27 protein-coding genes and 1 pseudogene are annotated in these 26,364 nt (G+C 42.7%); 10 read left to right on the plus strand and 18 right to left on the minus strand.

What is annotated here, in order from left to right; genetic code table 11:
- Positions 1-48: 48 nt before the first annotated feature.
- The gene (locus VJY63_RS06575; protein WP_324049215.1) at positions 49-468 is read left to right on the plus strand and encodes an OsmC family protein; all 420 of its coding nucleotides are present in this window, start codon (positions 49-51) and stop codon (positions 466-468) included.
- Between the two features lie 72 nt (positions 469-540).
- Here the strand turns inward: VJY63_RS06575 and VJY63_RS06580 are convergent, their stop codons facing one another.
- On the minus strand, positions 541-1,431 hold the full coding sequence (locus tag VJY63_RS06580; RefSeq protein ID WP_324049217.1) for a LysR family transcriptional regulator: 891 nt from the start codon (positions 1,429-1,431) through the stop codon (positions 541-543).
- A 124-nt stretch (positions 1,432-1,555) separates the two neighbouring features.
- On the minus strand, positions 1,556-2,959 hold the full coding sequence (locus VJY63_RS06585) for a solute carrier family 23 protein (RefSeq protein ID WP_324049219.1): 1,404 nt from the start codon (positions 2,957-2,959) through the stop codon (positions 1,556-1,558).
- A 286-nt stretch (positions 2,960-3,245) separates the two neighbouring features.
- On the opposite strand from VJY63_RS06585, the gene ppnN reads away from it, so the two are divergent.
- From ppnN to VJY63_RS06600, 3 genes are all read left to right on the plus strand, one after another.
- On the plus strand, positions 3,246-4,625 hold the full coding sequence (ppnN, locus tag VJY63_RS06590; RefSeq protein ID WP_324049221.1) for a nucleotide 5'-monophosphate nucleosidase PpnN: 1,380 nt from the start codon (positions 3,246-3,248) through the stop codon (positions 4,623-4,625).
- A gap of 111 nt (positions 4,626-4,736) precedes the next feature.
- Positions 4,737-5,027, plus strand: a complete 291-nt coding sequence (locus VJY63_RS06595) for a hypothetical protein (RefSeq protein ID WP_324049223.1) — start codon at positions 4,737-4,739, stop codon at positions 5,025-5,027.
- A gap of 115 nt (positions 5,028-5,142) precedes the next feature.
- Positions 5,143-5,340, plus strand: a complete 198-nt coding sequence (locus VJY63_RS06600; protein WP_324049225.1) for a DUF2788 domain-containing protein — start codon at positions 5,143-5,145, stop codon at positions 5,338-5,340.
- A 6-nt stretch (positions 5,341-5,346) separates the two neighbouring features.
- Here the strand turns inward: VJY63_RS06600 and VJY63_RS06605 are convergent, their stop codons facing one another.
- From VJY63_RS06605 to VJY63_RS06615, 3 genes are all read right to left on the minus strand, one after another.
- On the minus strand, positions 5,347-7,962 hold the full coding sequence (locus tag VJY63_RS06605; RefSeq protein WP_324049226.1) for an EAL domain-containing protein: 2,616 nt from the start codon (positions 7,960-7,962) through the stop codon (positions 5,347-5,349).
- Positions 7,963-8,016: 54 nt separating this feature from the next.
- Positions 8,017-8,817 carry a response regulator gene (locus tag VJY63_RS06610; RefSeq protein ID WP_324049228.1) on the minus strand — a complete coding sequence of 267 codons (801 nt, stop codon included), beginning with the start codon at positions 8,815-8,817 and terminating at the stop codon, positions 8,017-8,019.
- A 74-nt stretch (positions 8,818-8,891) separates the two neighbouring features.
- Positions 8,892-9,224 carry a hypothetical protein gene (locus tag VJY63_RS06615; RefSeq protein ID WP_324049230.1) on the minus strand — a complete coding sequence of 111 codons (333 nt, stop codon included), beginning with the start codon at positions 9,222-9,224 and terminating at the stop codon, positions 8,892-8,894.
- A gap of 228 nt (positions 9,225-9,452) precedes the next feature.
- Between VJY63_RS06615 and VJY63_RS06620 the strand changes: the two genes are divergently transcribed.
- A complete protein-coding gene (locus VJY63_RS06620) occupies positions 9,453-11,156 on the plus strand; it encodes a FapA family protein (RefSeq protein WP_324049232.1) in 1,704 nt (567 codons plus the stop codon).
- Position 11,157: 1 nt separating this feature from the next.
- On the opposite strand, the gene ung is transcribed toward VJY63_RS06620, so the two are convergent.
- From ung to VJY63_RS06645, 5 genes are read right to left on the minus strand one after another with little or no spacing between them, the layout of a single operon-like run.
- On the minus strand, positions 11,158-11,859 hold the full coding sequence (gene ung, locus VJY63_RS06625; RefSeq protein WP_324049234.1) for a uracil-DNA glycosylase: 702 nt from the start codon (positions 11,857-11,859) through the stop codon (positions 11,158-11,160).
- Positions 11,846-12,457, minus strand: a complete 612-nt coding sequence (locus VJY63_RS06630; protein ID WP_324049236.1) for a riboflavin synthase subunit alpha — start codon at positions 12,455-12,457, stop codon at positions 11,846-11,848. The genes ung and VJY63_RS06630 overlap by 14 nt, the downstream gene beginning before the upstream one ends.
- Before the next feature lie 7 nt (positions 12,458-12,464).
- Positions 12,465-13,043 (minus strand): 2-hydroxychromene-2-carboxylate isomerase, encoded by a 579-nt coding sequence (locus VJY63_RS06635; RefSeq protein WP_324049238.1) that lies wholly within the window; start codon positions 13,041-13,043, stop codon positions 12,465-12,467.
- Between the two features lie 33 nt (positions 13,044-13,076).
- Complete coding sequence (locus VJY63_RS06640; RefSeq protein WP_324049240.1) at positions 13,077-13,559, minus strand: hypothetical protein; 483 nt, start codon at positions 13,557-13,559, stop codon at positions 13,077-13,079.
- On the minus strand, positions 13,556-14,407 hold the full coding sequence (locus VJY63_RS06645; protein ID WP_414674819.1) for a TatD family hydrolase: 852 nt from the start codon (positions 14,405-14,407) through the stop codon (positions 13,556-13,558). The genes VJY63_RS06640 and VJY63_RS06645 overlap by 4 nt, the downstream gene beginning before the upstream one ends.
- 133 nt (positions 14,408-14,540) lie before the next feature.
- Between VJY63_RS06645 and VJY63_RS06650 the strand changes: the two genes are divergently transcribed.
- Genes VJY63_RS06650 through VJY63_RS06660 form a run of 3 tightly spaced genes read left to right on the plus strand, consistent with a single transcriptional unit; the run spans position 14,541 to position 17,715 of the window.
- Positions 14,541-15,485, plus strand: a complete 945-nt coding sequence (locus VJY63_RS06650) for a chemotaxis protein CheV (protein ID WP_324049243.1) — start codon at positions 14,541-14,543, stop codon at positions 15,483-15,485.
- Positions 15,482-17,404 carry an ATP-binding cassette domain-containing protein gene (locus VJY63_RS06655; protein ID WP_324049244.1) on the plus strand — a complete coding sequence of 641 codons (1,923 nt, stop codon included), beginning with the start codon at positions 15,482-15,484 and terminating at the stop codon, positions 17,402-17,404. Before VJY63_RS06650 ends, VJY63_RS06655 begins: the two co-directional genes overlap by 4 nt.
- Before the next feature lie 35 nt (positions 17,405-17,439).
- Positions 17,440-17,715, plus strand: a complete 276-nt coding sequence (locus VJY63_RS06660; protein ID WP_324049246.1) for a hypothetical protein — start codon at positions 17,440-17,442, stop codon at positions 17,713-17,715.
- Between the two features lie 225 nt (positions 17,716-17,940).
- Here VJY63_RS06660 and VJY63_RS11865 read toward each other — a convergent pair.
- Positions 17,941-18,090, minus strand: a pseudogene (locus VJY63_RS11865) (sigma 54-interacting transcriptional regulator); the annotation flags it as partial.
- Entirely contained in the window at positions 18,080-18,418 is a 339-nt protein-coding gene (locus VJY63_RS06670) for a hypothetical protein (protein WP_324049250.1), read from the minus strand. The gene VJY63_RS06670 and the pseudogene VJY63_RS11865, both read right to left, overlap by 11 nt.
- Before the next feature lie 108 nt (positions 18,419-18,526).
- Here VJY63_RS06670 and VJY63_RS06675 point away from each other — a divergent pair, with 108 nt between their 5' ends.
- Both VJY63_RS06675 and VJY63_RS06680 read left to right on the plus strand, forming a co-directional pair.
- The gene (locus tag VJY63_RS06675; protein ID WP_324049252.1) at positions 18,527-19,726 is read left to right on the plus strand and encodes a cbb3-type cytochrome c oxidase subunit I; all 1,200 of its coding nucleotides are present in this window, start codon (positions 18,527-18,529) and stop codon (positions 19,724-19,726) included.
- 10 nt (positions 19,727-19,736) lie between these two features.
- On the plus strand, positions 19,737-20,006 hold the full coding sequence (locus VJY63_RS06680; protein ID WP_324049254.1) for a hypothetical protein: 270 nt from the start codon (positions 19,737-19,739) through the stop codon (positions 20,004-20,006).
- A 70-nt stretch (positions 20,007-20,076) separates the two neighbouring features.
- On the opposite strand, the gene VJY63_RS06685 is transcribed toward VJY63_RS06680, so the two are convergent.
- The 6 genes from VJY63_RS06685 to VJY63_RS06710 are packed head-to-tail and all read right to left on the minus strand — an operon-like array spanning position 20,077 to position 26,328.
- Positions 20,077-21,405: a hypothetical protein gene (locus VJY63_RS06685; protein WP_324049256.1), complete on the minus strand. Its 1,329-nt coding sequence runs from the start codon at positions 21,403-21,405 to the stop codon at positions 20,077-20,079.
- Entirely contained in the window at positions 21,402-22,955 is a 1,554-nt protein-coding gene (locus tag VJY63_RS06690; protein WP_324049258.1) for a hypothetical protein, read from the minus strand. The genes VJY63_RS06685 and VJY63_RS06690 overlap by 4 nt, the downstream gene beginning before the upstream one ends.
- Positions 22,948-23,940, minus strand: coding sequence for a VWA domain-containing protein (locus tag VJY63_RS06695; RefSeq protein WP_324049260.1), 993 nt, complete (start codon positions 23,938-23,940; stop codon positions 22,948-22,950). The genes VJY63_RS06690 and VJY63_RS06695 overlap by 8 nt, the downstream gene beginning before the upstream one ends.
- Complete coding sequence (locus VJY63_RS06700; RefSeq protein ID WP_324049262.1) at positions 23,919-24,419, minus strand: DUF4381 domain-containing protein; 501 nt, start codon at positions 24,417-24,419, stop codon at positions 23,919-23,921. Before VJY63_RS06700 ends, VJY63_RS06695 begins: the two co-directional genes overlap by 22 nt.
- A gap of 50 nt (positions 24,420-24,469) precedes the next feature.
- Positions 24,470-25,369 carry a DUF58 domain-containing protein gene (locus tag VJY63_RS06705; protein WP_324049264.1) on the minus strand — a complete coding sequence of 300 codons (900 nt, stop codon included), beginning with the start codon at positions 25,367-25,369 and terminating at the stop codon, positions 24,470-24,472.
- On the minus strand, positions 25,366-26,328 hold the full coding sequence (locus tag VJY63_RS06710) for a MoxR family ATPase (protein WP_324049265.1): 963 nt from the start codon (positions 26,326-26,328) through the stop codon (positions 25,366-25,368). Before VJY63_RS06710 ends, VJY63_RS06705 begins: the two co-directional genes overlap by 4 nt.
- Positions 26,329-26,364: the final 36 nt, after the last annotated feature.

Raw genomic sequence — 26,364 nt, forward strand, 5'->3', positions numbered from 1 at the left:
AAATTTCATAGATGATAAAATCATCTTAATACTAACGGAGGATATCTTATGCAAGCAAAGGTTAAATGGACAGACGGCGTACAGTTTGTCGCAGAATCAGGTTCAGGTCATGCGCTAGTGGTTGATGGCTCACAAGAAGCCGGTGGTCGCAACACCGGGCCAAGGCCGATGGAATTGCTGTTGATGGGATTAGGGGCGTGTAGCAGCTATGACGTGGTGACGATTCTTAAAAAATCCAGACAAAACATTATAGACTGTCAGGTTTCTGTTGAAGCAGAAAGGGTTGATGCTATTCCTGCCATTTTTAGCAGCATTCATTTGCATTTTATAGTGACAGGTAAAGATTTAAAAACAGCTCAAGTTGAACGTGCCGTCACTTTATCCGCAGAAAAGTATTGCTCAGCGTCTATTATGCTAGGTAATGGTGGCGTTAAAATCACGCATAGCCATGAAGTCGTGGAAATTTAGTTAATTTTAGCACCGAACATCAAACCGCTTAAAAATTAGTTTTAAGCGGTTTGATTAATGTTTAAATGCCAATCAGTGTGCTGCTGTACCTTGCCGCCAATTTAAATAATCATCAAGTAGCTGCAAATAACGCTCAGGCAATTTCTTTTCTTTTAAACTCACACGGTAAATAGGCCAAGTAATATCCGTCGGCAAACGCCATTCACGAATTTGCTGCTGCCAAGTTGAGGCTTCCCAAACGCTCCTTGGCACCACACTAAAGCCCAACCCTCTAGCTACAGCATCTAAAGCTAAATGCACACGATTAACGTAGCTACGTTGCACTAGCTGCCGTGAACTACGGTACTCTTCAGGAAAATTAGCTTTTAAAAGCTCACCTGCCTGCTGCTGACCTTGTTGATGGTTAATAAAACCTAAACTTAATAACTCTTGTAAATTACTGCCTTGAAATTCAGCAGGCACAACGACAATGAGCGGCTCATCTAGGTACTTAACATAAGCTAAATCTGAGTGGCGCTGCATTTCACTGACAAGGGCTAAGTCAACTTTACGACTCAGCACATCTTGGATGGCCTCTTCATTGTCAGCAAAACGTAAATGCAGGCGTAAGCGTGGATGATTTTTCATAAAACCTAAAGCGAAGGGGTAAAACAACACACCCAACACTTCAATGCTAGCAATACGGCATTCACCGCCTTCCAGCAAATCTTGCTCTAAACTGTGACGAAACTGTTCATGGTCAGAAAATAAACGCAACGCATAGTCATACACCTGACGACCCGCTTCGGTTAACTCAAAGCGTTTACCAATTCGGGTTAAAAGCGATAAAGCAAAATACTCTTCCAACTTACGAACGTGCTGGCTAACACCGGGCTGAGTCATATCTAATTTACGCGCAGTTTGAGTAAAACTGCCCGTCTCGACTAAAGAAATAAACGTTCGAAAATAAAGCGCATTAAACATAGCAGGCAGAACCCTTGTACCTGAGAAAAAGTGCTTAAAAAAACACCTAGAAAAAGAAAAAGCCCTTAACTAAACAGTCAAGGGCTTTGTAGTTTAAGTGAATCTAGCAAATAAAACAGTCTAGTTAACTTTTTGGCGAATCATCTTCTTCTACCGCCATATTATCTACCACTTGTATTCGTTCTTCTTCATTTTCAGCCGCCGCTTTACCAAAGCCTTGGAATTCAATAATGATATAAAGAACCGTACCTACACCCAAGCCCCAAGCAGCGCCATGAGTTGCAAGCACAACACCCATAATACCGGCGATACCCATAGAGGTTGCATTATTAATATTCTCTACAGCTACCGCGATACAAAGGTAACCAGTAATTAGCAGAGTAATAGATAAAGCGATAGGTAATACAGGTTTAAATAGCGTGACTAGTGGAAGCATAAAGAGTGCAATAAAGCCCACTATCCAAAATACAGAAGCACCTGAATAGATAGTATCCATCGCACTACGCCCATAACGGTAACGCTCGGCAATGGTCGCCATAGCACCCGTAAATAGCGGGCCTGCTAAACCTGGGTAGGGCGCAAATAAAGAGTGAATCAGGTTACGAATACCCGTTACTAGGTGAACTCGGTCGATATCCACTTCAATTTTTTCATCTGGACGCAAATGGTCGACACGTTTAATTAGGCTTTGACCAACAATAATGTCACCAAAAGCAATAATGTAAGCAATGATGGCAGTAGGAATGGCCGCAAGCATTAATTTATAACCAGGAAAACCAATTGAAAAGGGTAGGTAGTCCCAAATCTTACCAAAAGCAGGTACGTTAATGCCCCACTCAATGTTAGGTAAAGGGTATTCCTTCACGCTCCAACCTATAGCCATGGTAACTAACATACCCGGCACCATGCCATAACTAGCAATCATCTTTGCCCAGCGAAACTTTTCTGTCCAATCACGGAAAGACAAAGAAAACAGCACATAAATAGTTACTAAACCACCAATTCCTAAAGAAATAGGTGTATTAAATAAACGGCCACCGGGAGAAATCTCACCAGAAATAGCTGCTATACCCGCACCTAATAAAATACCAGCTGTCAGGGATTTAGGTATATTTTCAATAAGCTTACTACCCAAGCGGGTAATACCCATAAAGAAGAAGATGAAGGTAACCATTAACTGCAAGGCAACTAAAGCTTTTATCGCTTCTGGGCCAGGCTCAAAGTCACCAACAAAGAGCAACACCACAGGAATAGCCGGTGTAATCCAACCCGGTACAAAAGGCACACCCAAAAGGCTGGGTAGCAAAAAGCCAATACCGCCAACAACTACATAGGCTAGGGCAACATCGTAGGGAAGACCTAAGTACTTCTCTAATAATGGAATCATACCCATGGCAATAACAAACATTACCAAGGCTTGAATGGTTTCAGCCAATTCCCAGCGGTAATGAATAAAGGGTAGGCGAATCTTAAAGGGGCCGGCTGGCCAATAGGGTTGTTCTTCCCCGTATTTACGTTTTAAAAGCACGGTCTAGTTCCTTAACTAATTTATCTTTATAACTAAAGCCAAGTAAGGCATTTAGTAATTTTGGGAACCGACGTCACTTTACTGTTTTTGTAGGTGTGATCGTTCAGCAGGTGCTTTTTACCTTGACTGGCACTATAAGCCAATTCGACCTTATAACTAGCAAGTGCTAGGTTGACTTACTAAAACTAACAAAATTTTCATTTAAAAAAAGTTAACTAGCCACAAAAATAAGGTGAATGTTTTATGATGTCAGCTATAAAAGTTATCGCTAGGAGTAGCAAACGCAATGCAAGTTATCCATAAAGCAACCATTAATGCTTTAGTTTCACCTGAAGGTAGCTTAGAAGTTCTTTCTCAACATGAAGTTAACCGACTCAGAAAGACTTCAAGTGACGGTCATCACGAAATGTTGCGTCATTGCGCTTTAGCGGTGCTGTCTTGTGGCAATCCGATTGATGACACAGCCGCCATGCTAAAGGAATACCCTGACTTTGACATTGAAGTATTGCAACGCGACAGAGGTATCCTGTTAAAGCTAACCCAAGCACCAGCTGATGCCTTTGTAGATGGCATTATGATTCGTGGGATGCGCGAGCACCTTTTTGCTGTTTTACGTGATTTAGTTTATGTCAGCAATGAAATTAAACGTAGTTTTAATCATGACCTAAGCACGAGCGAAGGTATTACTGGCGCAGTATTTCATATTTTACGCAACGCACAGGTGCTACAAACAAATCTACCGCCTAATTTAATTGTGTGCTGGGGTGGGCATTCAATCTCACGCGAAGAATACGAATACAGTAAAGCCGTTGGGTATCACCTTGGCTTACGTGGATTAGACATCTGTACAGGCTGCGGCCCTGGCGCCATGAAAGGGCCAATGAAAGGGGCTAACGTCGCTCATGCTAAACAACGAACTGTTTTACGGCGCTACATCGGCATTTCTGAACCCGGTATTATTGCTGTTGAAGCACCTAACCCCATTGTTAACCAGTTAGTTATTATGCCCGACATAGAAAAACGCCTTGAAGCCTTTGTACGCCTAGGCCACGGCATTATTGTTTTTCCCGGTGGAGTAGGTACAGCAGAAGAAATCCTTTATTTATTAGGCGTACTCAGCCACCCCGAAAATCAGCAACAACCTTTTCCAGTGATTTTTTCTGGGCCAGAAAGTGCGCGTGATTATTTTGAACAGATAGATACGTTTATAGTGACTGCATTAGGCGAAAAAATGCGTGATTACTACCAAATCATCATTAATAGCCCGCTTGAAGTCGCACGTAGCATGAAACACGCCATGCAAGCTGTTAAACTGCACCGTATAGAACATAAAGATGCATTTTATTTTAATTGGCGCTTAAAAATCAGTTCGTTATTTCAGCAACCTTTTATTCCAACACACCAAGCAATGGCAACGCTTCAGTTACATCGCAACCAGCCGACACATCTGCTGGCAGCTAATCTAAGGCGTGCTTTTTCAGGTATAGTAGCGGGTAATGTTAAAGAGTCAGGTATACGCGCGATAAAGGAACATGGACCGTTTAAACTAGAAGGAGACAAGGTGTTGCTACAACTACTTGATAAGTTACTCACTGCATTTGCACAGCAAGGTCGTATGAAGTTAGCAGGTAAAACTTATAATCCTTGCTATCAGTTTACAAGCTAGTTATCCCATACTTTTTATATACCTTTATATAAAAGAAATATTTCTTACGCTAACGTTAAGTCCGCTGCGACAAGAATTTTTTTAGTCCGTTTTATTTTGGAGATTGTTGACATGGTTGATATGGCAAAGCTGAAGGAGGACGCCTTACAGCGCAAACGCCAGCATGAAGAAAAAGAGTTAAAAAAGCAGGTTTCAGGCAGTAAAAAACCTGCTCGACGCACTTCAGCTTCTGGATCGCGTGGTAGCAAAACGAGAGGTTCTGCACGTAACTCTGCACAAGGCAATATGGTCGCGCAACCTAAAGGCAAAAAAAATAAGCGCTCAGTTAGTCGCTGGGTGTTAGATATTTTGCTTGTTTTAGGTGCTTTAATTGTGGTTATGCTTATGTTTAACCCTTTTTAAATGCTGTTAATGCTGTTAGCCAACCATCTAGCCAGCCTGAAATACTTTCAGCTGGCTGGAAAGTTAGTACATTACATTAATAGCTTAGTAAGAAATAATTACTCAAGGTAAAAGCATGAATTATATGCAGTTAGAAGCCATTGCTATGCCAGTTTTAATCAGTGGTTTAGTGTTATTCATGGGCTATATTGTTTGGGATTTGGCTAAAAAGTCTAATGCAGGCGGTTTTGGAACCAGCATATTATTTTTAGCCTTGGGCTTAGGAGTGATTGGTTTCGTTATAAAAACCGTCATAGTAGTTATCATAGAATAACCACTATTAATGTCTAAAAATAAGCGGCTGCCATTCATTGGGGAAATGAGGCCATTTACCTTCAGTGGTTGCTGCTAGCCAACGCGTTACTTGCTCCACCTTTGCTGGCCTTGCTAACCAATAACCTTGGCAAACAGAACAACCTAAGCCATACAACAAGGTAGCCTGAGCGCTGGTTTCTACACCTTCAGCGACAACATCCATACCCAAAGCTGAAGCCATACCAATAATGGCTTTGACTAGCTGTACGTCTTCATTATTTCTTGGTAATTCTGCAACAAAGCTAGCATCAATTTTAATCGTTGATAAAGGCAATTTACGCAAATAAGACAGCGAAGAATAACCCGTACCAAAGTCATCAATTGATAACTTAATACCGCCCGCTTCAAACTGTTTAAGCAGTTGATATTGATCGTTTTCATCACCGATAATTAAACAGCTTTCGGTGAGTTCTAACTCAATTAAATTAGCCGGAATCTGATGAATCGCCAATAATTTAAACACGCGCTTAGCAAAAGAAGTATCTAATAACTGCCTAGCCGAAACATTGACTGAAATAGTAGGTGGCTGCAAACCTGCCGCTAACCAAGCTTGTAGCTGCTTACAAGTCTGCTCAACAACCTTATCGCCTAACTCTTCAATTAAGCCTAGCTTTTCTGCCAATGGAATAAATTCAGCAGGCGAAACACTGCCCAAAACAGCATCATCCCAGCGCAACAAAGCCTCCATACCAACCCATTGATGATTACCAACGTCTATTTTAGGCTGATAAACTAAATAAAGGCTGTGATCATTTAAAGCAATACGCAAACGGTGTTCTAAAGCTAAATCAGCATAGCTACGCTCACCCATTTGCGAATTATAAAAACAATAACTGTTACGTCCTGTTTCTTTAGCTCGATACATCGCTGTATCAGCATGCTTTAGTAAAACTTCAGGTGTTTCACCATCATCAGGAAAAACACTAATACCAATACTGGTTGAAATGACTAAATGGTTTTGCTGAATAACCAGTGGCTTGGTTAATACACTAATTAAACGTGCGGCTAAAGCTTCAAGCAACGGCAACGATTCTACTTCTGGTACTAATACCAAAAACTCATCACCGCCCAAACGCGCGACAGAATCGCCTTCTCTAACACTGGACTCAAGGCGGCGTGCAATTTTTTGCAGCACTTCATCACCGGCCTGATGACCCAAGCTATCGTTAATGCGTTTAAATAAGTCTAAATCTAAAAATAACACACCCATTTTATGCTTATGATAATGCGCATTAGCCAGCGCTTGTTTAAGGCGATCAAGAAGTAAACGACGGTTGGCTAAACCAGTTAATTCATCATAATAAGCCATGCTATGAATCTGTTCTTCTTTCAATTTTCGGTCAGTAATGTCACTAAAAATCGCTGCAAATTGACGAATAACACCCTGACTATTACGTATTCCGGTAATGGTTAGCCACTCGGCATAAACTTCACCATTTTTACGACGATTCCAAACTTCACCTTGCCAATACCCTTGCACCAGCATACTTTTCCACATGGACTGGTAAAATTCTTTATCGTGACGACCCGAACTCAGCATGGCTGGCGTTTGACCGATTACTTCGTCAGCACTGTAACCTGTTAAGGTTGTAAAACTGGGGTTAACGGTCTGAATAATACCTTTGTTATTGGTAATAATAATGCCATCAAGGGAAGCTTCAATAACCTTTTGAGCCAAAATCAAGTGTTCAGTTGATGTTTTTAAGGCTAGATCACGCGCTTCAAGTGCGCCTCGCAATTGATTAACGTACTCATATTCAATACTAGAAAGAATGTCAGTAAATGATAACAAACCACACAATTCTTCGGTTGGATTACCATCAGCATCGCACTCCACTACGCCTAAGTGACGAAAACCTTTTTCTCGCAACAAATCGACAGCGTGCATCAAACTCATATCTTTGGGCACACAAAACAAAGTATGCGTAGCAAGCTCTTGTAAAGTAAGCGCATTCACTTCTTCAGCGAGTAAAGAAATTAAATCCCGCTCAGTAATAATACTGATAGGTTTATTATGACCATGCTCCACAATGGCTGCTTCCACACCCGCTTCACGTAAACGCATTACCGCTTCAGTAATGGTTAAACTGGCGTATAATCGCAAAGGCAAACGACTAATACTTGAACCCACATTGCGCATTAATAGGTAATTTTCTACACCCTGATACCTAACCAAATCTGATTGGGTCAGCATGCCTAAAGGCTCACCTTGTGGGTTAAGTACCAATAACCGACGCAGGCGACGCTCTTTCATAAAAATGGCCGTTTCACTAAGTCTTGCATCGTAGTTAACACTTACAACAGGCGAACTCATTAAATTGTGAATTGGCGTTGCTAAAAGATTTTCTTTTGAAAAATCTAATTTACGCGTATCGCCTTCAGTCCAAATCCCGAGTAGCTGATCGTCCTTCACCACTAAAATACAGCTAACCTTGGCTCGGTTCATACGCTTAGCAACGTCTTTAAGCGATAAATCAGGTGAGCAAGTCAACAAACCACCGCTCACCAAAATACCTACCTTGGGATCATCACCTAGCTGCAGCGGTGCTATTTCAGGATCTAAACTTGTCAGTTGTTTCAAAAGTTTCTTCCTAGTTATCAAGGTAAAAAATAATCAAGTCAATCGTCTACGGATTCAATCATCCAGTAGTGAAGCCAATAACTGGCGCACTTGACCCACCTCAAAAGGCTTATCACAAATGGCTGAGACACCCGCCTGACGTACACCTGCTAAGCGTGATTCATCTTCAGAAGTCACCATCATAATAGGAATATGAGAATAATCTGCCGATTGACGAATATGGTTAATCATCGCTTCACCATCCATAACAGGCATATTGTAATCGGTTACCACTAGGTCATAAGCAGCGGCTTCTAAACATTGAATGCCTTCTTGACCATCTTCTGCAAAATCAATGTTTTCAATACCAATTTGCTGCAACACACGTCCAAGGTGATTTCTTGCCATGCGTGAATCATCAACCACCAATACCCTTAAAGTCGTTGCATCATAAAGATCTAATTCTATTTCTTCGTGAGAAAGGTATTCAATGGTTAACCCTAATGCACGCTCTAAATCTTTACGATCAAAAGGTTTTGGTAGTAAAGCCAGTACTCCAGCTTGACGAACAGCTTCAAGGTTTTCTCGTTTTTGTTCACTAGAAACAACCATTTTTGCTACGCCTTGAAAACTTGGATTTTTTTGCATAATAGCAAAAAGCTCGTGAGCATCAGCATCAGGCAAATAAAGGCTGGTAATAATTAAATCGGGTACAAAACTACGCATTCTATTTAAAGCTTCACGCGCATTAGCAACAGCCTCAACAGTATGAATGCCTTGTTGTTTTAATAATTCACAAATAACCTTGCGCTGCATAGCCGAAGGTTCAACCAGTAAAATACCTAACTGATCGACTGATAGAACAGTAGCTTCCATTGTTTTGAACTCCAATCAAAATTAGCTTAAAAAAATTAATCTAAAAACATTAACCTAAAAACCGTGATTTAAAGCTAGTGTTTTTGTTTTTTATTAGGTAAACCTGGACGGTAAATATCATCACGATAAATCAAGCGACGTGCTTCAGTTTCAGCTTGTTGTGGCGCCAAACTAAAGACGGCTTCACGCAGTTTAAATAAGCGTGCTCCTTGACTACGAGCCAGTTGCATCTCTGCCGCTTTAGGTAACGGTGGTAAACGCAAGGCCTTACGGTCTTCAATCCAAAAAGTTGCTTTATCCAAAATCAAGCTTAACAAGTTGCGCTGATTCGTTTTCAACTCAGCCAACAAAGTTAAAGCGATCAGTTGTTTAGCGCGACGATTCTTTGCCGAATTAATACTAGCCATTGTCAGTGGTACTCCGTTAAGTTCTTTATCACTCGGGTAAACCTTCAAAAATCACAGTCAGCAACAGGGTATCATTCTTACAGTTGCAACAAAGTTTCACAAAAACTTTTTTATCCAGCATAGGAGAAGCACCTTAAGCAGGTTAGTATATCTTTAAGTCATAACAGCAAAAACTGAAATCATAAAAAACTAAAACACTAGCACAGTGGGCAATGAACAGGAAAAATCATGGATTCCTTATTAAATGAAGAGTTGATGCTATCGACACCAACACCAGAAGAGCTTGGACTGACCTTTAGGGAAGAACCAAATGGTGATTTTTGGGTTACTTATAAACCTTCTGGCCTAACCTTACCTTTAGAAGCAGACCAATTCCCTCATGTTATGCTATTTGCTGGTTATTCTATTAACGAATACCCCGTAGACTCAGTTAACTTATCTATTCTGCTTGACTCCATTCGTCGAGGGAAAAGCATAGATATGCGCTTAGGTGGCCCTATTGATGCGCGTACTGAAGTTTATATCAGCACCAATCAAATGCTCGCTGGTGTTATTGTTTACCCTGCTCAAGGTAAAGGTAAAAACTTAAACCGTGAAATGCTTAATACCGCACTGAAACAATCAAAAGTTGTGCGTGGACTGCTTGATGAAAGCTTAGATGAACTCACTAACCCATCCACTCAAAAAACACTGCGCGAAACCACTCAACCCATTTGCATGGTGATTGCTTACGGTGAATCGGCTTATAACGGTAAAGATGCTTGGCTAGAAACTTTACTTGACGAGATTGCTGACCGTCGCCCAGTTATGGACGATGCGGGGCATATCGACTTTTTAGAGCTGGGTAATTTTCCTCATGTTAATGCTGACCAAGCTTTGGTTCGTCGTCACCCACCTACTGAAGGTAAATCGGGCTGGACGGTAACAGGTAAAACCGTTAAAAGCCGTAATGGTAAAGATTTTTCACTTAAAGCCAGTAACGCCTCGGTTAAATTAGCACCTAGCGATAACGACCTACTGCTTTCGGCAGTATCCGGTATGCCCGTGGTACTTGAAAAAGGCGCTCATGTAGAGCAAACCCTTAAAGTTGAAGAGGTAGGCTTAAAAACTGGACATATTCGTTTTGATGGCAGTGTACACATTAAAGGCAACGTTAACCCTGGTATGAAAATTGAAGTGTCTGGCGATGTCAAAGTTGGCGGCATTGTTGAAGCTGCTTATATTAAAGCCGGTGGCATGATTGAAGTCGGTGGCGGTATTATTGGTCGAAAACACAATGAACAAGACCGTAAAAATGAAACACTTGAAGGAAAAGTTAAAGTTGATGATGCCTATATAGAAGCTGGCAGCATTGTTAAAGCCCGTTTTATTCAAGAAGCTAAAGTGATTGCTGGGCAAGAAGTTATTGTACAAAAACAAATTCTTCATTCACACGTAAAAGCAGGCATCAAAGTTCACTTACCTGGTAAAGGCGCTATTGTTGGCGGTATTACTGAAGCCAAACAGCTGATTGATGTTGCAATTAGCGGTGCACCAGCCAATGTAATCACACGATTACAAGTGGGCAACACCTCAGAAGTTAGATCAAAAATCACCACAATTAATAATCAGCTCAAACAATTAGAAATACAAAAGCAGCAATTAATGGAGCTTATTAATAAAATAAAACAACAACGCAAACCTGTTACAGAAGAGAAAAAACAGCAAATTCTTACCGCCCGTGACACGCTTAAAGTTAAAGAAGAACAAGCTTATGACGAGCTAAAACAACTTGAAGAGCAACTTAAAGAACTGCAAACAGCTAGAGTACAAGTGCGTAAAACTTGTCACCCTGGCAGCCAAATAGAAATTGAAGAAGGCAGTTTTTCACCCCGTAACGACCTAGGAAAAGCAACCTTCTTCTTACGTGATGGTGAAGTTCATATGCGTTAAATTAGCTTGATTTTGCAGATAACTGCCAATTTATTGCACCCTTGCCGTGCAGTTGTAACCACGCATTAGCTTTTGAAAAATGCTGACAATCAAAGAAGCCACGGTAGGCAGATAAAGGCGAAGGATGCGGTGCAGTTAAAACAAGGTGCTTATTAGCATCTACATAAATGGCTTTTTTCTGAGCATAACTACCCCAAAGCATAAACACGACACCGCTAGTTTGGTCATTAATTAAGTGTATAACTTGATCCGTAAACTTTTCCCAGCCTTTACCTTGATGCGAATTTGCCTTAGCCGCTTCCACTGTTAATACCGCATTTAAAAGCAATACACCCTGCTCTGCCCAAGACAATAAGCAACCGTGATTAGGCTGGGTAATCCCTAAATCTTGCGCTTGCGCTTTATAAATATTTTGTAAAGAAGGTGGCACTTTTACGTCGGGCAAAACTGAAAAGCTTAGACCGTGCGCTTGGTTAGCACCGTGATAAGGGTCTTGCCCCAACACAACGACTTTCACTTGGCTCAAAGGTGTTAGCGCAAAAGCATTAAACCAATGACTAGAATGCGGATAAATCAACTTACCAGCAGCTTTTTCTTGCTGCAAAAACACCTTTAGTTGTTGCATATAAGGCTGCTCAAACTCAGCACCTAAGTGAAGCATCCAGTCAGCAGGTAAAGGAGTTGAGTTGTTAGACGCGTGCATTCATCATCCTTTCAACCGTATCCACAATCACTTGCGTCTGTGGATCAATTTCTAAATTAACCTGAGTCCCTTCTGACATAGCGCCAAAAGTCGTAGCGCGGCGCGTTTCAGGAATTAAATACACACTAAAGCGATTTTCCTCCACTTCGCCAATGGTTAGGCTACAACCATTTAACCCAATGTAACCCTTAGCAAAAATGTACTTCATCCATTGTTCAGGCGCTGTAAATGCTAAACGTAAATTATCTGCATCTAGTTCTTGGCGAGCAGTCAGTTGCACTTGGTCAATAATATGCCCCGACATTAAATGCCCACCAATTTCATCTTGAAAACGTGCCGCCCGTTCAAAGTTAACCGTGTCACCCTGCTGCAAAGCACCTAAATTAGTGAGGCGTAGCGTTTCAATCATTGCATCAAAATAAACGGCTTGGTCGTCCCAACGTACAACGGTTAAACACACGCCATTCATTGCTACACTCGCACCCACCTGCAACCCTTCACGTGCAGCAGCAGGCAAGTTAATACCAAACGTACTAAGGTTGGTTTTACGCTCAAGGTTAACGAGCTTAGCCATACCCTGTACAATTCCAGTGAACATAGTTTAATTACCTGTTAGCAGCGAGTAGATCGGCAGTTAATAGTGGCAAGCGGTCTGAACCAAAGTACATCTGGTCTTTCCAAAATAAAATAGGCGCACCAAAACCACCCCGTTCAATTAGCTCATCAGTAAAGCCTTTTAAAATCGCCTTAGCTTCGTCTGTGGCACCTAAGTCGGCTATTGCTTTGCCTAGCACTTCTTCAGCCACTACTACTGGTGAAACATCACGGCCTTCACACCAATAGGCTTGGTATAAAGCACGGGTTAAATCGCCTCGTTGTTCAGCCGGTGAAGCCGCCAAAGCCGCTTGCACTAAACGTGTATCGGTAGGGAAGACATCCGGTTTTTGGTAGTCAACGTTAAAATACCTAGCCAAGCGAGGTAGGTCTTGCGAAAACATATGGTTAATTTTGGGCATATTCGACAAGGGGGCAGCATTGCCTAGTTGCTTAAACAAGCGACCCAAAGAAATGGGTTTCCAAGTCACTTTAGCACCCGTTTCTGCTTCAAGCTTAGCCACTTGTGTCGCCACTAAAAAACTGTAAGGGCTAACGACATCGTAATAAAAATCAACTTGTTTGCTCATTGTTTACTCCACTAAAATAAATAAAATACCGGCTTATTCGTCGGGCTGATCGCCAGTTAATAATACGTGCGTTTCTAACAAAGCGCGTACTTGGTCTTCAGCACGGTCTGCATCTAAGCCATGCAGTTGCAAATTATCGCGGTAGGTTTCTTGCCATTCTTCAAAACTGGCACACAGACCACTGGCTTCACTGAGTTCAAAGCCAATTTCTTGCTCGGCCGAAGTAAATAACTTTAATAACCAGCCTTCTTGTGGGTGTATTGCTGTCACGTAATAAGCATCATCTAACTGATCGTAAAGTAATTCTCTAATCACCTCGGCAGCCGAATAAGCTTCTAGGGTTAAATCTAAATCTCTAACGCCCGACAAGCTGGTATCGTCTTGCAACCACAATTCATCTGGCTGTATTAATACCTGTTTAATCGTACCATCGGGCAAAGACCAAGCAATGTTAACCGGAAAACTATTATCTTCGTCAACAGCGCCTTCAACCGCAATAAAGCTGGGTAAACTCATGGTAATTTTCTCTCTAGCAGCGCAACAGGTAAATTAAATAAACGCTGGGCATTGGTACTGGTTAACGTAGCAATTTCTTGCACCGGCAACGCATAAAGTTGTGCAATTTGTTGCAGTACCCAAGGCAAATAAGCCGGTTCATTACGGTACTTTTTAGGCCTAGGTTTTAAGTTGCGGGGAATCAACCAAGGTGAATCTGATTCAATTAATAAACGATTAAGCGGAATCGAAGGCAACAAAGGCCATAAATGCGTGCCACGGCGTTCATCACACACCCAGCCAGTAATGCCTATGTATAAATCTAAATCTAAATAACCAAATAGCGTTTTTTTCTCGCCGGTAAAACAATGCACTACAGCGCCGCTAATAGAGTCTCGCCAAGTGTGCAGCATTTCTAACATTTTAACGCCCGCATCACGCTCGTGCAAAAACAAGGGCTTACCTGTTTCAGCAGCTAAAGTAAGCTGTTCTTCAAAAGCCAACTGCTGCTGTTTAGGTGTCGAAAAGTTACGATTAAAGTCCAAACCTGTTTCACCCACTGCCACACACGCAGGTTCAGCCAACAAGTCTTGCAAGGTTGCTGCCGTACTTTTAGTCCAATCCGCAGCAGAATGTGGATGTACACCTGCCGTTGAACACAATAAATTCGGGTGCTGATTAGCCAGTTTTAAAGCCTGTTCAGAATTATCTAAATCTGTGCCGGTTAACAACAAACCCGTTACACCGGCTAACTGAGCGTGCTCCAACACTTCATCTAAATCATCGGCAAAAGCCTTGTCAAAAAAATTAACGCCTATATCCACCAATGGAAAAATAGGCTGGGAAAATGGAAGTTTTATTTGCAACACAAGCACCTTTAAAAAAATAATAAACCCAGCTTGGCTGGTGCAATAGCTAGTCAATTAACAAATTTTTCTCTAGTATGTTATAAATTTTTAAGCAAAGTCAGTAATGATACTACATGAAATGAGGATATAACCCATGGGTGGGGTATTAGCCAGTGTTGATTCAAGGACTCGTTTAGTTGGAGCAAATCGTCTTGAGCTTTTAATGTTCAAGCTGCATTCTAACCAACTTTTTGCCATCAATGTGTTTAAAGTACAGGAGGTACTGCGTCTTCCCAAGCTTACTAACCTACCTGGACACCATCCTCATATTGTTGGTGTTGCCCATTTACGAGGGCAAACTGTCCCCGTTATTAATTTAGCGCAAGCCGTAGGGATGCCAGCATTAGCGCCCAAACCAGAAAGCAACTTAATCGTGACTGAGTACAACTCATCCATTCAAGCTTTCTTAGTGGGGGGTGTTGATCGTATTATCAACCTAAATTGGGAAGATATTATGCCACCGCCACGCACCACAGGTCGCCAACATTACCTAACGGCCATTACACGTCTTGAAGATAAAATCATTGAAATCATTGACGTAGAAAAAGTGCTCGCTGAAATTAATCCTTACACCGTAGCACTAAATCCTTCGCAACTGGGAGACGAAATTCTTAACGCTGCCAAAGACATGGAAATACTGATGGTTGATGATTCGCCTACAGCCATTTCACAAGTTAAACAAACCCTAATACCTATAGGTATCAAAGTTCACACAGCAACCAATGGTAAAGAAGGTTTAGCCATGCTTAAAGGCTGGGCTGATGCTGGTGAAGATGTACCCAAAAAATTGTTAATGCTCATTACCGATGCCGAAATGCCAGAAATGGATGGCTATAGCTTAACCAGTGCCATACGTGAAGACCCGTACTTAAAAAACCTGTTTGTTGTTTTGCACACATCCATGTCGGGTAACTTTAATAAAGCAATGGTTGAAAAAGTTGGTTGTGATGATTTTCTTTCTAAATTCCAGCCTAAGTTGCTGGCCCAGCTGGTTGAAAACCGCGTTCGCGTTAAAGCAGGTCTACCCGAAGCCACATGACACTTCTGCGTTTTGAAAATATGCACTTGGCCTATGGCCACACTCCCTTATTAAATGATGCCAGCCTGACCCTCGAAGAGGGTGAGCGGGTGGCTATTCTAGGTCGTAATGGCGCTGGAAAATCCTCCTTAATGAAATTGGTTTCGGGTGAAATTCAACCCGACGGTGGCAGCTTATGGCGCAAACCAACTATAAAAATTGGCGTTTTACCACAGGTATTACCGGCTGCTGATGACCGCGATGTGTTTGAAGTGGTTGCGCTAGGTTTAGCCAAAGCAGCGCGTTTATTGGCAGAGTTCGATAAAATCACCCAACTGCCACCCGATGAAATTGATTTAGACCGTATGGATGAGCTGCAACACCAATTAGATGCTTGCAACGGCTGGGCGCTGACCGAAAAAGTTGAGCAGCTAATGAAACGCTTGCACCTAAATGGCGCTAGCAAAATGTCTGAATTGTCTGGTGGTTGGCGTAAACGGGTTGCCTTGGCGCAAGCCTTGGTTAGCGAACCTGATTTACTGCTGCTAGACGAACCGACTAACCATTTAGATATAGAAACCATTCAGTGGCTAGAAGAACAAATTAAAAGCTTCCCCGGTGCAGTGCTTTTAATTACGCACGACCGTTCATTTATGCAGAATATTGCCACGCGTATGTTAGAGCTAGACCTAGGCGAAATTATTAGCTGGGAAGGTCGCTACGCAGAATTTTTAGAATTCAAAGACCATCAACTTGAAGTTGAAGCCCGTCATCAAGCTGCTTTTGACAAAAAACTCGCCCAAGAAGAAGTCTGGATACGCCAAGGCATTAAAGCCCGCCGTACCCGTAACGAAGGCCGTGTTCGCGCCTTACAAGATTTACGTAAACAACGTTCCGAACGTTTACAGCGCCAAGGTAAAGCTGATATTCAACTAGAAACGGCCGATCAATCTGGCAAGCTAGTGGCCGAATTAACTAACGCCAGCTTTAACTATGAAGGTAAACCAATCATCAATAATCTAACCACACGGATTCAACGTGGCGATAAAATTGGTTTATTAGGCCGTAACGGTGCGGGTAAAACCACGCTGCTTAAAATGCTATTGGGTGATCTTCAGCCACAATCGGGTGAAGTAAAAATTGGTACTAAAATTGAAGTTGCTTATTTTGACCAGTTGCGTGGCCAGTTAGACCCAGAAAAAACAGTGCTTGATAACCTAGCCGAAGGCCGCACTAGTATTACTATTAATGGCCGTGATAAGCACGTTATTGGTTACCTGCAAGACTTTTTATTCACCCCAGAACGTGCGCGCCAGCCGGTACGCGCCTTATCAGGTGGTGAACAAAACCGTTTACTGTTAGCCAAGCTATTTGCCAAACCCGCTAACCTGCTAGTGATGGATGAGCCAACCAACGACCTAGACTTAGAAACCTTAGAGCTACTTGAAGAATTGCTGCTAAACTTTGATGGTACACTGCTTTTAGTCAGCCACGACCGTGCTTTTTTAGACAGCGTAGTCACGGGCATTTTAGCGTTTGAAGGCGATGGCAAGGTTAAAGAATACGTGGGTGGCTATGAAGATTGGCTACGTCAAGGGGGTAAGTTCCCGCAACTCGTTGCCCCAAGCAGCCTAAAAACTGCGGGTAAAACAGCGTCAACGACCCCACCAGCTCAACAAGCTAAGCCTACTGAAACACCCAAAAAGCCCGCTAAAAAACTAAGCTACAAGCTACAGCGAGAATTAGAAATACTGCCAAGTGAAATTGAGCAACTAGAAAAAGACATCGCTAACCAAGAAAGCAAAATGGGTGAAGCTGATTTTTACCAACAAGCCGCTGACTTGATTGCAACCGATTTAAAAAAACTTGAAGATTTGCAGCGCCAGCTAGAAGTAAAAATTGAACGCTGGGCAGCATTGGAAGCAGAAACCGAAGCCTAGCAAGACACAATTAATACCTATTAAGGAGTCTGCTTATGAGCAGTTCATCAGAAATAACCAAAGCCCGTGCCCTTTCTGAACTACGCCAGTTTCTAAAAAAACTGCTGTTAGAACCTGGCACCTTAGAAAAAACCTTAGAAATTGCTCAATGTCACTACGGCGACCACCATATGATGGATAAAGTTGCCGAAGACATTACCAGCAAAACACTGATTAAAATCCCTGAAAATGCCGCCGAACGTAGTGAAGCTGACAAGCTATTTTTAGAGCTTCTAAAAGAAGTGGCTGAAGAAAGTAAAGCGCTTTACTAAGGATTCATAAAAGTTCGTAATAAATGGGCAGCAAGTTTTAGCTGCCCATTTTTTTATTATTTATTTAAGCTGTAAGCGTTTTGCCAGCTTATGCAGATTACTTGAATCAACTTTTAGCTGCTTGGCCGCCAAAGACCAACACCCTTCCGCCCTATCTAACGCCTGTTGTATTGCTTGCCTTTGACATAAATCCACCTGAATTTTTAAAGGCAGTAGGTGATCTTCTGCTTGTAAATGCCTGTTAGTAGCTGCCACTATACGCACATCAACTTGGCGAGTTACATCTGAACCTAGGCGTTGTATTTCGCCACTTTGTAGAACACGCAATAATTTAGCCTGCACACTTAACGGTAATTCACCCACTTCATCTAAAAATTATTTCAGTGCTTACTGGTACTGATTTTGTACTTTCCATTTCTAAAGAAAAACTGCGCCAGCCCATGCAATCATGCACAGGTAAAGGTTCACCGACTAAAGCATCTAGCAAACCATCGTAAGGGTCGGGCGCTTGGTTATCTGGAGCAAAAATAACCGGCTCACGGCGACTAAGAAGGGTTGCAAGGCGTAATTGCTCGGCTTCTTTTTTAAGTAATACCCCTGCATCACAATTAAAAATTTCTTTTAGTGCATAAACCAAGCGTTGAAAACGTACTGCGGGCGTTAAATCATTGGTTAAATCAGCTAATAACAGCGCATCAATCACGGTAAAAGCACCTCTAAGGGTATTTAAAACCCCAATCTTTAGGGTAATAAATATCCAAACAATATTCTAAACCCCAATCTACCAACTAATAAGCAAGTGGCAAGCTTTTTGCTATACCTATCATGGGATAAATATAACAACCTACCCATCGGTGTCAGGAGCAATACATGGCAGACTATAAAAAACTTTGGTGGTCACTTATCAGCACAAAATAAATACGGTCAAGCTTTTGCAACGCTGAATAAAGCACAACAAAACGGTTTACAGTTCGCACTTAAAGAAGAGTATCGCAATAACGGCTACAACCTAACTAGCAAACAACTAGTGGTTAGTGAAATACGCGCCAAAGCGATTGCGATAACCGCTGATTATTACCAACGCTTGTTTGGTGATGATCCTGAGTTTATAGAAACGCGTGGCAACTTTGCGATGAAGAATAATACGTTACCTTCACAGCTTAGACGTGAAGAAATGACGCAGTTCTTCTTTTGGACGGCTTGGGCAGCAGCTACTAACCGCCCTGATAGCGATGTAACCTATACCAATAACTGGCCACATGAGCCTTTAATTGATAACCGCCCTACCGCTGAAAACCTTATTTGGTCGCTAGTGAGTATTATTCTATTGGTCGCTGGTATTGGTGGTTTAGTTTGGGGGTGGGCTTTTTTACGCAACAAAGATGAAGATGAGCCTAAAGCGCCAGCACAAGACCCTTTATCTTTAGTTAACCTAACACCGTCACAAAAAGCTTTAGGTAAGTACCTTTTTGTAGTAGTTGCACTGTTTACCCTGCAAGTATTTTTGGGTGGTTTTACTGCTCACTATACGGTTGAAGGTCAGGGTTTCTATGGCATAGATACGTCTAAGTGGCTGCCCTACTCGGTGGTTAGAACTTGGCACTTACAAGCTGCCATGTTCTGGATAGCCACCGCCTTTTTAGCGGCTGGACTATTTTTTTCACCCATTATTAATGGTGGTAAAGACCCTCGCTTTCAAAAGCTGGGTGTCGATCTACTCTTTTGGGCGTTAGTCATAGTTACCGCTGGTACTTTTATTGGTAACTGGCTAGCAATCATGCACCTATTACCACAAAACCTTAGCTTTTGGTTTGGACATCAAGGTTATGAATACTTAGACCTAGGGCGCTTTTGGCAGCTTCTAAAATTTGTGGGTATTCTTTTCTGGCTGATCTTAATGCTGCGTGGTTTATCGCCAGCGCTAAAAGGTGAAGGCGACAAAAACCTCTTAGCACTCTTTACCGCTTCAGTTGTTGCAGTAGGTTTATTCTACGGTGCAGGCTTCTTTTAATGAAAAATTAATGAGCACGGCCTTTTGGTGGCTGAATATAGGTTTAGTGTTAATGCTTTTCACTAGCCTGCTACCCATAGGTTTAATTCAATTCTATGCCAGCGCAACCCAAGGGCTTTGGTATGCACGCAGTGAAGTATTTATGCAGCAAGATTTATTGCATTACCTACGCTGGATAAGAACTTTTGGTGATGTGGTCTTTATTGTTGGAGCGCTGGCAGTTAGCTGGCAAGTATTTCAGGGAGTGTTTCTCCACAAACCTAGTCAGCAAAAACAGTAATTGACTAGGCTGCTAAAACTAAGAAAAAGATTGAGCGGTCTTCTTTTAAAAGAAAAAAGACCGCTCTTTTTTATTCAGGATTTAAGGGCGGCAGGGGTGGTGTTTTAGGTTGATTTTTTACTAACCAAATACAAACAGCCAGTACCGCCAACACTAAAAACATCAGTAACAACCACCCTAGCCAATCGCTAAAATGCCACTGACTTCCAGCTTTAATCTGTTGTTCAATAGGTCTACTTATATTTTCTTCTAGCTGAATACCACTCGCTACAACCACTAAACTACCCAACTCAACTTGGGTTTTAACCGCTTTATGCGTTTGGGTATCCCACCAATGCAAGGTTAAATCAGGTAGTTTTAAACTGCCCAACTGCTTAGGATAAAACAGCAGCCGCTGCTGTAAACTGCCCACCAAAAAACCATCGACCATTCGATCACTTAGCACTTCTGTTAAAGGCTCAATACGCCAATGTTCTGAAGGAATACTTTTGAACTGGGGTAAATTACGCGCCTGCTGCCCAATGACATCTAAGTGAATGATTAGCTCCAAAGCTTCGCCTTGCTTAACTTGCTTGGGACGGTTTAAAAAAGAGGCATCTAAATTTACACCCAAAGCAGGCAACCAAAGCCATTCTTTAGGCCAAGTATCAGGAATAGGACGAACATTTATTTTTAGCGCTGGCGTTTCTGTTTCATAAAGCGAATCACTCGCTTGTCCACTTAAACTTAAACGGCTGGAAAAAAACCTTGGTGCAATCAGCGCTTCAGACGTGTGTAATTGAATTAATTCTTGCCAACGGGCTTCTTGCCAACTAATGCCGCGTTGATTAAAACCTTGTTCACGACCATCACCAAACGGCCTTGCTGTTGCGCCTTTAACGTCTAGCGGACTTAGGCGTGGTTCAACTGGAAAACCTTGGTAACGAATTAATAATTCATACACCAAAGTTTGTCCAATATAAGCATGGGTAAAATCCACTTGCTGCTGCATGGTTAATGGCTGACTCAACCGCTGCGGTATAACCCGTGTTTTTTTTCTAGCTGCTTCAACGATCACTTGTAACGGTTGAGAATTTTCGCCATTAACTTGCAACGGCGGCAATTGCAGCTCACGGCTAATACTATCCGCTTGCTGATGCTGCAAGACTAAAAACCAACGGTGCATATAATGACCGTTGCGCTGCGCTTCAACCTGGTGTACTTGTTCTAGCAATTCAAAATGCGCTTGCCAACTTATGGGGATTGCTAAATGCGGTGCAGCGGCTTGGTTGCTAGCTGCCTCCACTAAAACTTCTAACTGCCCACCGGCAATTAGCTTGGGTTGATTGGGCGTTAACAACACAGCTTGCACCTTTCCAGCCCACAGTAATAAAATTAAGCCTACTAGTCGAAGTATCATGGCTGCTGCGCCCGTAGCTCACTTTTAAACCGCATTCTTAACAAGCGCCAAGGGTCTTCTTGCAACTGTTGCAACTGTTTTTCTTGCGTAGCACTCAGCGGTTCACAGGCCACGCAACTGGGCTTTTCTTGCGGTTGCCAATCGTCTTTTTGTTGCCTTGTTTTATCTTGTAAGTCATCACTGGATTCAAAACTTTTAGCAGCCGTAGCCATAGCCGTTTCACAGGTTTTTAATAATGTTTCTTTAGTTATTTTTTGTGGTGTTAATTGAATTTCTGCTAACTGCCATGTTGCTAATAATTGATTGCAAGCTAAACCTGTCAATGCTTGCTGTAGCGCTGCAGCGCGTTCAAAACTAGCTAATGCTAACGTATATTCTTCAGCTAATAACCAAGCTGTGCCGGTATTAAAGTGCATTGCTGCCTGCTGTTTAACGGGTGCGGTGGTATTTTCTATTTGCCATTGCGCGAACAATTCAGCCGCCGCAGCGTAATGCCCCAGTGAAAATTCAGCATGGGCATTTAAGTCAGTGCGATTTGCCGCGTACAAGGGTTGCTGCACACTTATCAGCCCTAGCCCCAAGCCAAACAGCAGCGCCAGCAATCCAGTATTAAATTTAAAACGCGGCTGATCAAAATACTGCCATAGCAACAGTAAAACCGCGACCAACAAAGGCCAATGGCTTAGCTCTTGAAATAAACGAATACCCTGCTGATTTTTTTGATAACTGCCTTGATTAACGCTAGCGGAAGTCCCATTAAGCTGCACGGTATAATCGGCTAATTGACTGGGATGCAGCAGGGTAATGCCTTGACTTGCTAGCGCGGCTTGTTGTTTTTCTATTGTTGCTAAACTAGCGTCTAACCCAATCAAATATAACCGTGCCTGTGGCGGCTTGAGGTTTAACAACTGCGTGACAGCCGCCGCATTGGGCAGGGTATCAGTTAACCACAACCAATCTAAACGGCCTTGTTTATTACTGATCGCTAACTGACCTAAACGGGCGGCTAAACGAAAAGCGGCTTCAGGCGCATGACCCACCAAAGGCATGACAGAAGGGTGCGTTAAGCTTAATAACTGCCGTAAAGTCGCCGTATCCTTAGTCATAGGGCTTACTAAATGAGCGCTACCGGCATAATAAATTAACGCCGTTTTACCCTGTTGACGGGTATTTAATAATGGAATTAACGCTTGCTGACTTATCGCTAATAACCGCTGCGGTGCTGCATCACCCCTAATAGGGGGCGATAGGTATTGAATAATCACCAACTCTTGCGGCTCACTGGGCAACTGATCGGCTTTTAAAACATAACCCACGCCAGCCAACGCCCAACAAAATAACAGCGTAAGCAACCCCAGCACCCATTCTGCTTTAAATAACAAAGGTTGATTAACCGCTGCTGTTTGTTGGGTCAGTAAGCGCTGCGCCAATTCAGGCGGTAAAAAATTAGCCCAACCGCTAGACTTAGTTGGTTGTAAAACTTCTTTTAACAACCAATAAATAATCGGTGCTGTTAACAACAACCAAGGGCGTGCAAAAAACTCACTCACGAGAAGACCTGCGTTTAAAAGACCACTGACGTTTAAAAAACCAAGGCTTTGATAAAAAAGCTTGGCTAGCCGCTAGTAGCAGCGCAGCAAGTAAAGGAATAAAGGCTAAGGAAATGGATGGGCGCAAATAGCGCACTTGGGTTTGTGGTTCTAGCTGATGAATACGTTGGTAAACCTCTGCCAATTCTTGCGAAGAATAAGCACTGAACACTTCACCACCAGTTTCAAGAATACCCTCGGCTAACACGGGATCAAGTGCTAAATCAACAGTGATTAAGTGCGTTGGAATCGCCGCTGCTGCTGTCATGACTAAGGCTTCTTGCGTACTCAGTTGACCCGCATTGTTTGCACCATCAGTCAACAAAACCATTGCCGGCTTACCTTTAGTTTGGCGTAAATTATAAATGCCCAAACCTAAAGCATCACCAATCGCTGTACCCGAACCGGCCATACCTGCTTGCAACGTTTGCAGTTGTTGAATCAGTAACGCATGGTCAAGCGTTAGCGGCACATAAAGGTAAGCCTGCCCACCAAACACTAACAAGCCTAAATGATCTTTGGGGCGTTGTTCGATAAAATTGCGTACAACCTGCTTTACTTGGTCTAAGCGTGTTCGGCCTTGCAATAGCGTGTTCATGCTACCAGAAATATCGACCAGCAATAAAATTTGACGACTTTGGTAAGTGACTTCAACTTCAGCTTGTCGCCATTCAGGACGCATTAAAGCTAGTATTAACAAACACCACAACCAACCACGCCAACTTAGTTTAGTTAACCCGTTTAATTTGATTAAAAATCGAGGTTCAGATGAAGGCAAGGGTTGATTTAAACGCAGTTCAATCAATGGAAGTTTTAATGCCGCATCGGTTTTGGTCGCCGCCGTGTTAAACCAACGAACCAGCAACCAAGGCAGGGGTAATAATACCGCAGCTAACGGCCAGATAAAGGCAAGGTCTATAAAAGCTAGGTTTGCTGACGAATCCATACTCTAACCAATTTTTGTAAACGCTCAGCATCAAAGCTTTCTGGTTGCGCTTTGTAAGCACCCCACGCAAGAATTTTACCACTACCTTCAATAAAACCTTGTTCATCCTTGGGTTTACGACCACAGCTCCAATCTAAAAATTCTAGCCAATCTTCACCCGTTAAAGCAGCAACCTTGTCACGGCTAAAATTACGCACCGCAATGCGTCTAAGCAATAAATTAACTTCATATAAATAGCGGGCTGCGTCTTGGCTTTGCAAATACCTTGCTTGAGTGGCTGCCAGTTCAGTATAGGCATAACGCCTCACACGGTGACTACGATACCAACGAATAGCCAACAGCAGCAGCAGTAAAACGACCAAGCTACCCACTAGCCATATTACCCAAGGTGCTGGCGGCCAAACATCCTCAGCAGAAGTGGGCATTAAAGAAGCCGGAATTAAAGGTGCAACTAAGTGTTTAAGTTCTTCAAAATTCATAATTAAGTTGTATGACCATCCCTAAAGTTAAGTTCGCCATTCTACGCTTTTTATAAAAAAAAGCCTCTTGCAGCAACGCAATCTGCTGCTGTGCTTAACGGTAAATAACTGGCTTTTTGTCCAACGGCTGCTTTTAAAGCCGCCGTTCTTTGCAAAAAAGCGGCTTGCCAAGCGTGTTGCAAAGCCGGTGTTACATGCTGCACCTTGCCTTGCACAACAACAGCGCCAGCATTGCTGGGAAGGTTTTGATCTAAGGGGTCAATTAAATGAACCAACAGTAAAGCATAGCGTTGATTCAAATACTTTAGCAAAGTGCTATTCGTCCAGCCGACCCAATCACTGATAATAATGACCAGACTATTTTTAGGTAAACGCCGCACAAATGCCTCTAAAGCTTTATCTAAATGCCCCGCTGGACGCGGCTTTAGTTCGCCTAAGCGTTGCGTAATAGCCGCCAGACGTGACAAAAAAGGCGAAAAACCACGCGCTTGTTGCACCAATGGCTGCCAGATGCTTTGCTGGTCAGTTTCTATCCAACCACCCACACAGTCTTTATCTTGCAAAGCAGCCCAACCTAACACCGCAGCGATTTTTGCTGCTAATACTGCTTTACTGCCTGCTTGCCCAAATTGTAGCTGTGAAGCCAAATCAACAAACAACATGACGGGGCGCTGCTGTTCTTCATGGAAAATACGGGTATAAGGCTCGCCGCGCCGCGCGGTTACTTTCCAATCAAGATGACGTAAATCATCACCTGCTTGGTAGCTGCGTACTTCACGAAACGCCAAACCGCGTCCAGCAGCAACGCCTACGCGACCGTCGGTTGCTTGACGACTTTTTTTTAATAACGCATTAAGGTGCAGCGCCTTAGCATGGCTACGCAAAGCGTGTAATTGCGACAAAGTAACGTCTAGCGCTACGGTTTTTTTTACATCAATCCCATCAATCACGCCAAGGCTACCAAAGCAAGCAAGCGCTGAATAACTGCGTCAACCTTAATGCTTTCCGCATCGGCTTCATAACTTAGTAGCACGCGGTGGCGTAACACATCAGGAGCTAATTGTTGAATATCTTCTGGCAAAACTTCAGTACGACCCTTTAACCAAGCTAAAGCCCGTGAGCAACGATCCAACGCCAAAGAAGCTCTAGGACTTGCGCCCATACGAATATAACACCCTAGCTGCTCATCATAGCGCCCAGCATTGCGTGTCGCTTGGACTAAATCAACAATATAACGCTCTAATGGCTCGGCAAGGTGTACTTGCTGCACGGCTTTTCGCGCATTTAAAATGCTACTTTGCGGTAACTGTAAAGGCTCAGGTTGATTGGCAGTGTGTGATTTTTCATGGCGAACTAAACGCATAATCGCCAACTCATCGGCTGCGCTAGGATAACCAACCCAAGTATGTAATAAAAAACGATCCAGCTGAGCTTCAGGCAAAGCATAAGTGCCTTCTTGTTCTAATGGGTTTTGAGTCGCCATCACCATAAAAACTTCAGGCAGAGGTCGAGTTTTACCACCCGCACTCACTTGGCGTTCAGCCATAGCTTCTAAGAGTGCCGATTGCACCTTAGCAGGCGCACGGTTAATTTCATCCGCCAAGACAAAATGACTAAAAATAGGGCCAGGACGAAAAGTAAACTCGCCGGTTTGTGCATAAAAAACTTCAGTACCCGTTAAATCAGTGGGCAATAAATCAGGCGTAAATTGTATACGTTGAAACGATACGGCTAGCTGTTCAGCCAACGATTGAATAGCCCGCGTTTTAGCCAAACCAGGCGCACCTTCTACTAATAAATGCCCGTCAGCTAATAACACCACCAACAAACGTTCAACCAACGCCTGCTGACCTATAATGGCTTGGCTTAATTGTGAATGTAATTGTAAAAATTTGGCATGAATAGTCATTAGTACAGACGTATCCTTTTAATTCGATGTATTTTA

The organism is Marinospirillum sp., from assembly GCF_035271045.1.
Lineage (GTDB): Bacteria > Pseudomonadota > Gammaproteobacteria > Pseudomonadales > Halomonadaceae > Marinospirillum.

Excerpts from the sequence above, each read along its gene's own strand:
- VJY63_RS06660 (WP_324049246.1), top strand. The coding sequence starts at position 17,440 with ATGAGCAGTTCATCAGAAATAACCAAAGCCCGTGCCCTTTCTGAACTA.
- VJY63_RS06710 (WP_324049265.1), bottom strand. The coding sequence starts at position 26,328 with ATGACTATTCATGCCAAATTTTTACAATTACATTCACAATTAAGCCAA.
- VJY63_RS06700 (WP_324049262.1), bottom strand. The coding sequence starts at position 24,419 with ATGAATTTTGAAGAACTTAAACACTTAGTTGCACCTTTAATTCCGGCT.
- VJY63_RS06595 (WP_324049223.1), top strand. The coding sequence starts at position 4,737 with ATGGTTGATATGGCAAAGCTGAAGGAGGACGCCTTACAGCGCAAACGC.
- VJY63_RS06655 (WP_324049244.1), top strand. The coding sequence starts at position 15,482 with ATGACACTTCTGCGTTTTGAAAATATGCACTTGGCCTATGGCCACACT.
- ung (WP_324049234.1), bottom strand. The coding sequence starts at position 11,859 with ATGCACGCGTCTAACAACTCAACTCCTTTACCTGCTGACTGGATGCTT.
- VJY63_RS06580 (WP_324049217.1), bottom strand. The coding sequence starts at position 1,431 with ATGTTTAATGCGCTTTATTTTCGAACGTTTATTTCTTTAGTCGAGACG.
- VJY63_RS06630 (WP_324049236.1), bottom strand. The coding sequence starts at position 12,457 with ATGTTCACTGGAATTGTACAGGGTATGGCTAAGCTCGTTAACCTTGAG.
- VJY63_RS06680 (WP_324049254.1), top strand. The coding sequence starts at position 19,737 with ATGAGCACGGCCTTTTGGTGGCTGAATATAGGTTTAGTGTTAATGCTT.
- ppnN (WP_324049221.1), top strand. The coding sequence starts at position 3,246 with ATGCAAGTTATCCATAAAGCAACCATTAATGCTTTAGTTTCACCTGAA.
- VJY63_RS06635 (WP_324049238.1), bottom strand. The coding sequence starts at position 13,043 with ATGAGCAAACAAGTTGATTTTTATTACGATGTCGTTAGCCCTTACAGT.
- VJY63_RS06615 (WP_324049230.1), bottom strand. The coding sequence starts at position 9,224 with ATGGCTAGTATTAATTCGGCAAAGAATCGTCGCGCTAAACAACTGATC.
- VJY63_RS06650 (WP_324049243.1), top strand. The coding sequence starts at position 14,541 with ATGGGTGGGGTATTAGCCAGTGTTGATTCAAGGACTCGTTTAGTTGGA.
- VJY63_RS06695 (WP_324049260.1), bottom strand. The coding sequence starts at position 23,940 with ATGGATTCGTCAGCAAACCTAGCTTTTATAGACCTTGCCTTTATCTGG.
- VJY63_RS06600 (WP_324049225.1), top strand. The coding sequence starts at position 5,143 with ATGAATTATATGCAGTTAGAAGCCATTGCTATGCCAGTTTTAATCAGT.
- VJY63_RS06610 (WP_324049228.1), bottom strand. The coding sequence starts at position 8,817 with ATGGAAGCTACTGTTCTATCAGTCGATCAGTTAGGTATTTTACTGGTT.
- VJY63_RS06640 (WP_324049240.1), bottom strand. The coding sequence starts at position 13,559 with ATGAGTTTACCCAGCTTTATTGCGGTTGAAGGCGCTGTTGACGAAGAT.
- VJY63_RS06685 (WP_324049256.1), bottom strand. The coding sequence starts at position 21,405 with ATGATACTTCGACTAGTAGGCTTAATTTTATTACTGTGGGCTGGAAAG.
- VJY63_RS06575 (WP_324049215.1), top strand. The coding sequence starts at position 49 with ATGCAAGCAAAGGTTAAATGGACAGACGGCGTACAGTTTGTCGCAGAA.
- VJY63_RS06620 (WP_324049232.1), top strand. The coding sequence starts at position 9,453 with ATGGATTCCTTATTAAATGAAGAGTTGATGCTATCGACACCAACACCA.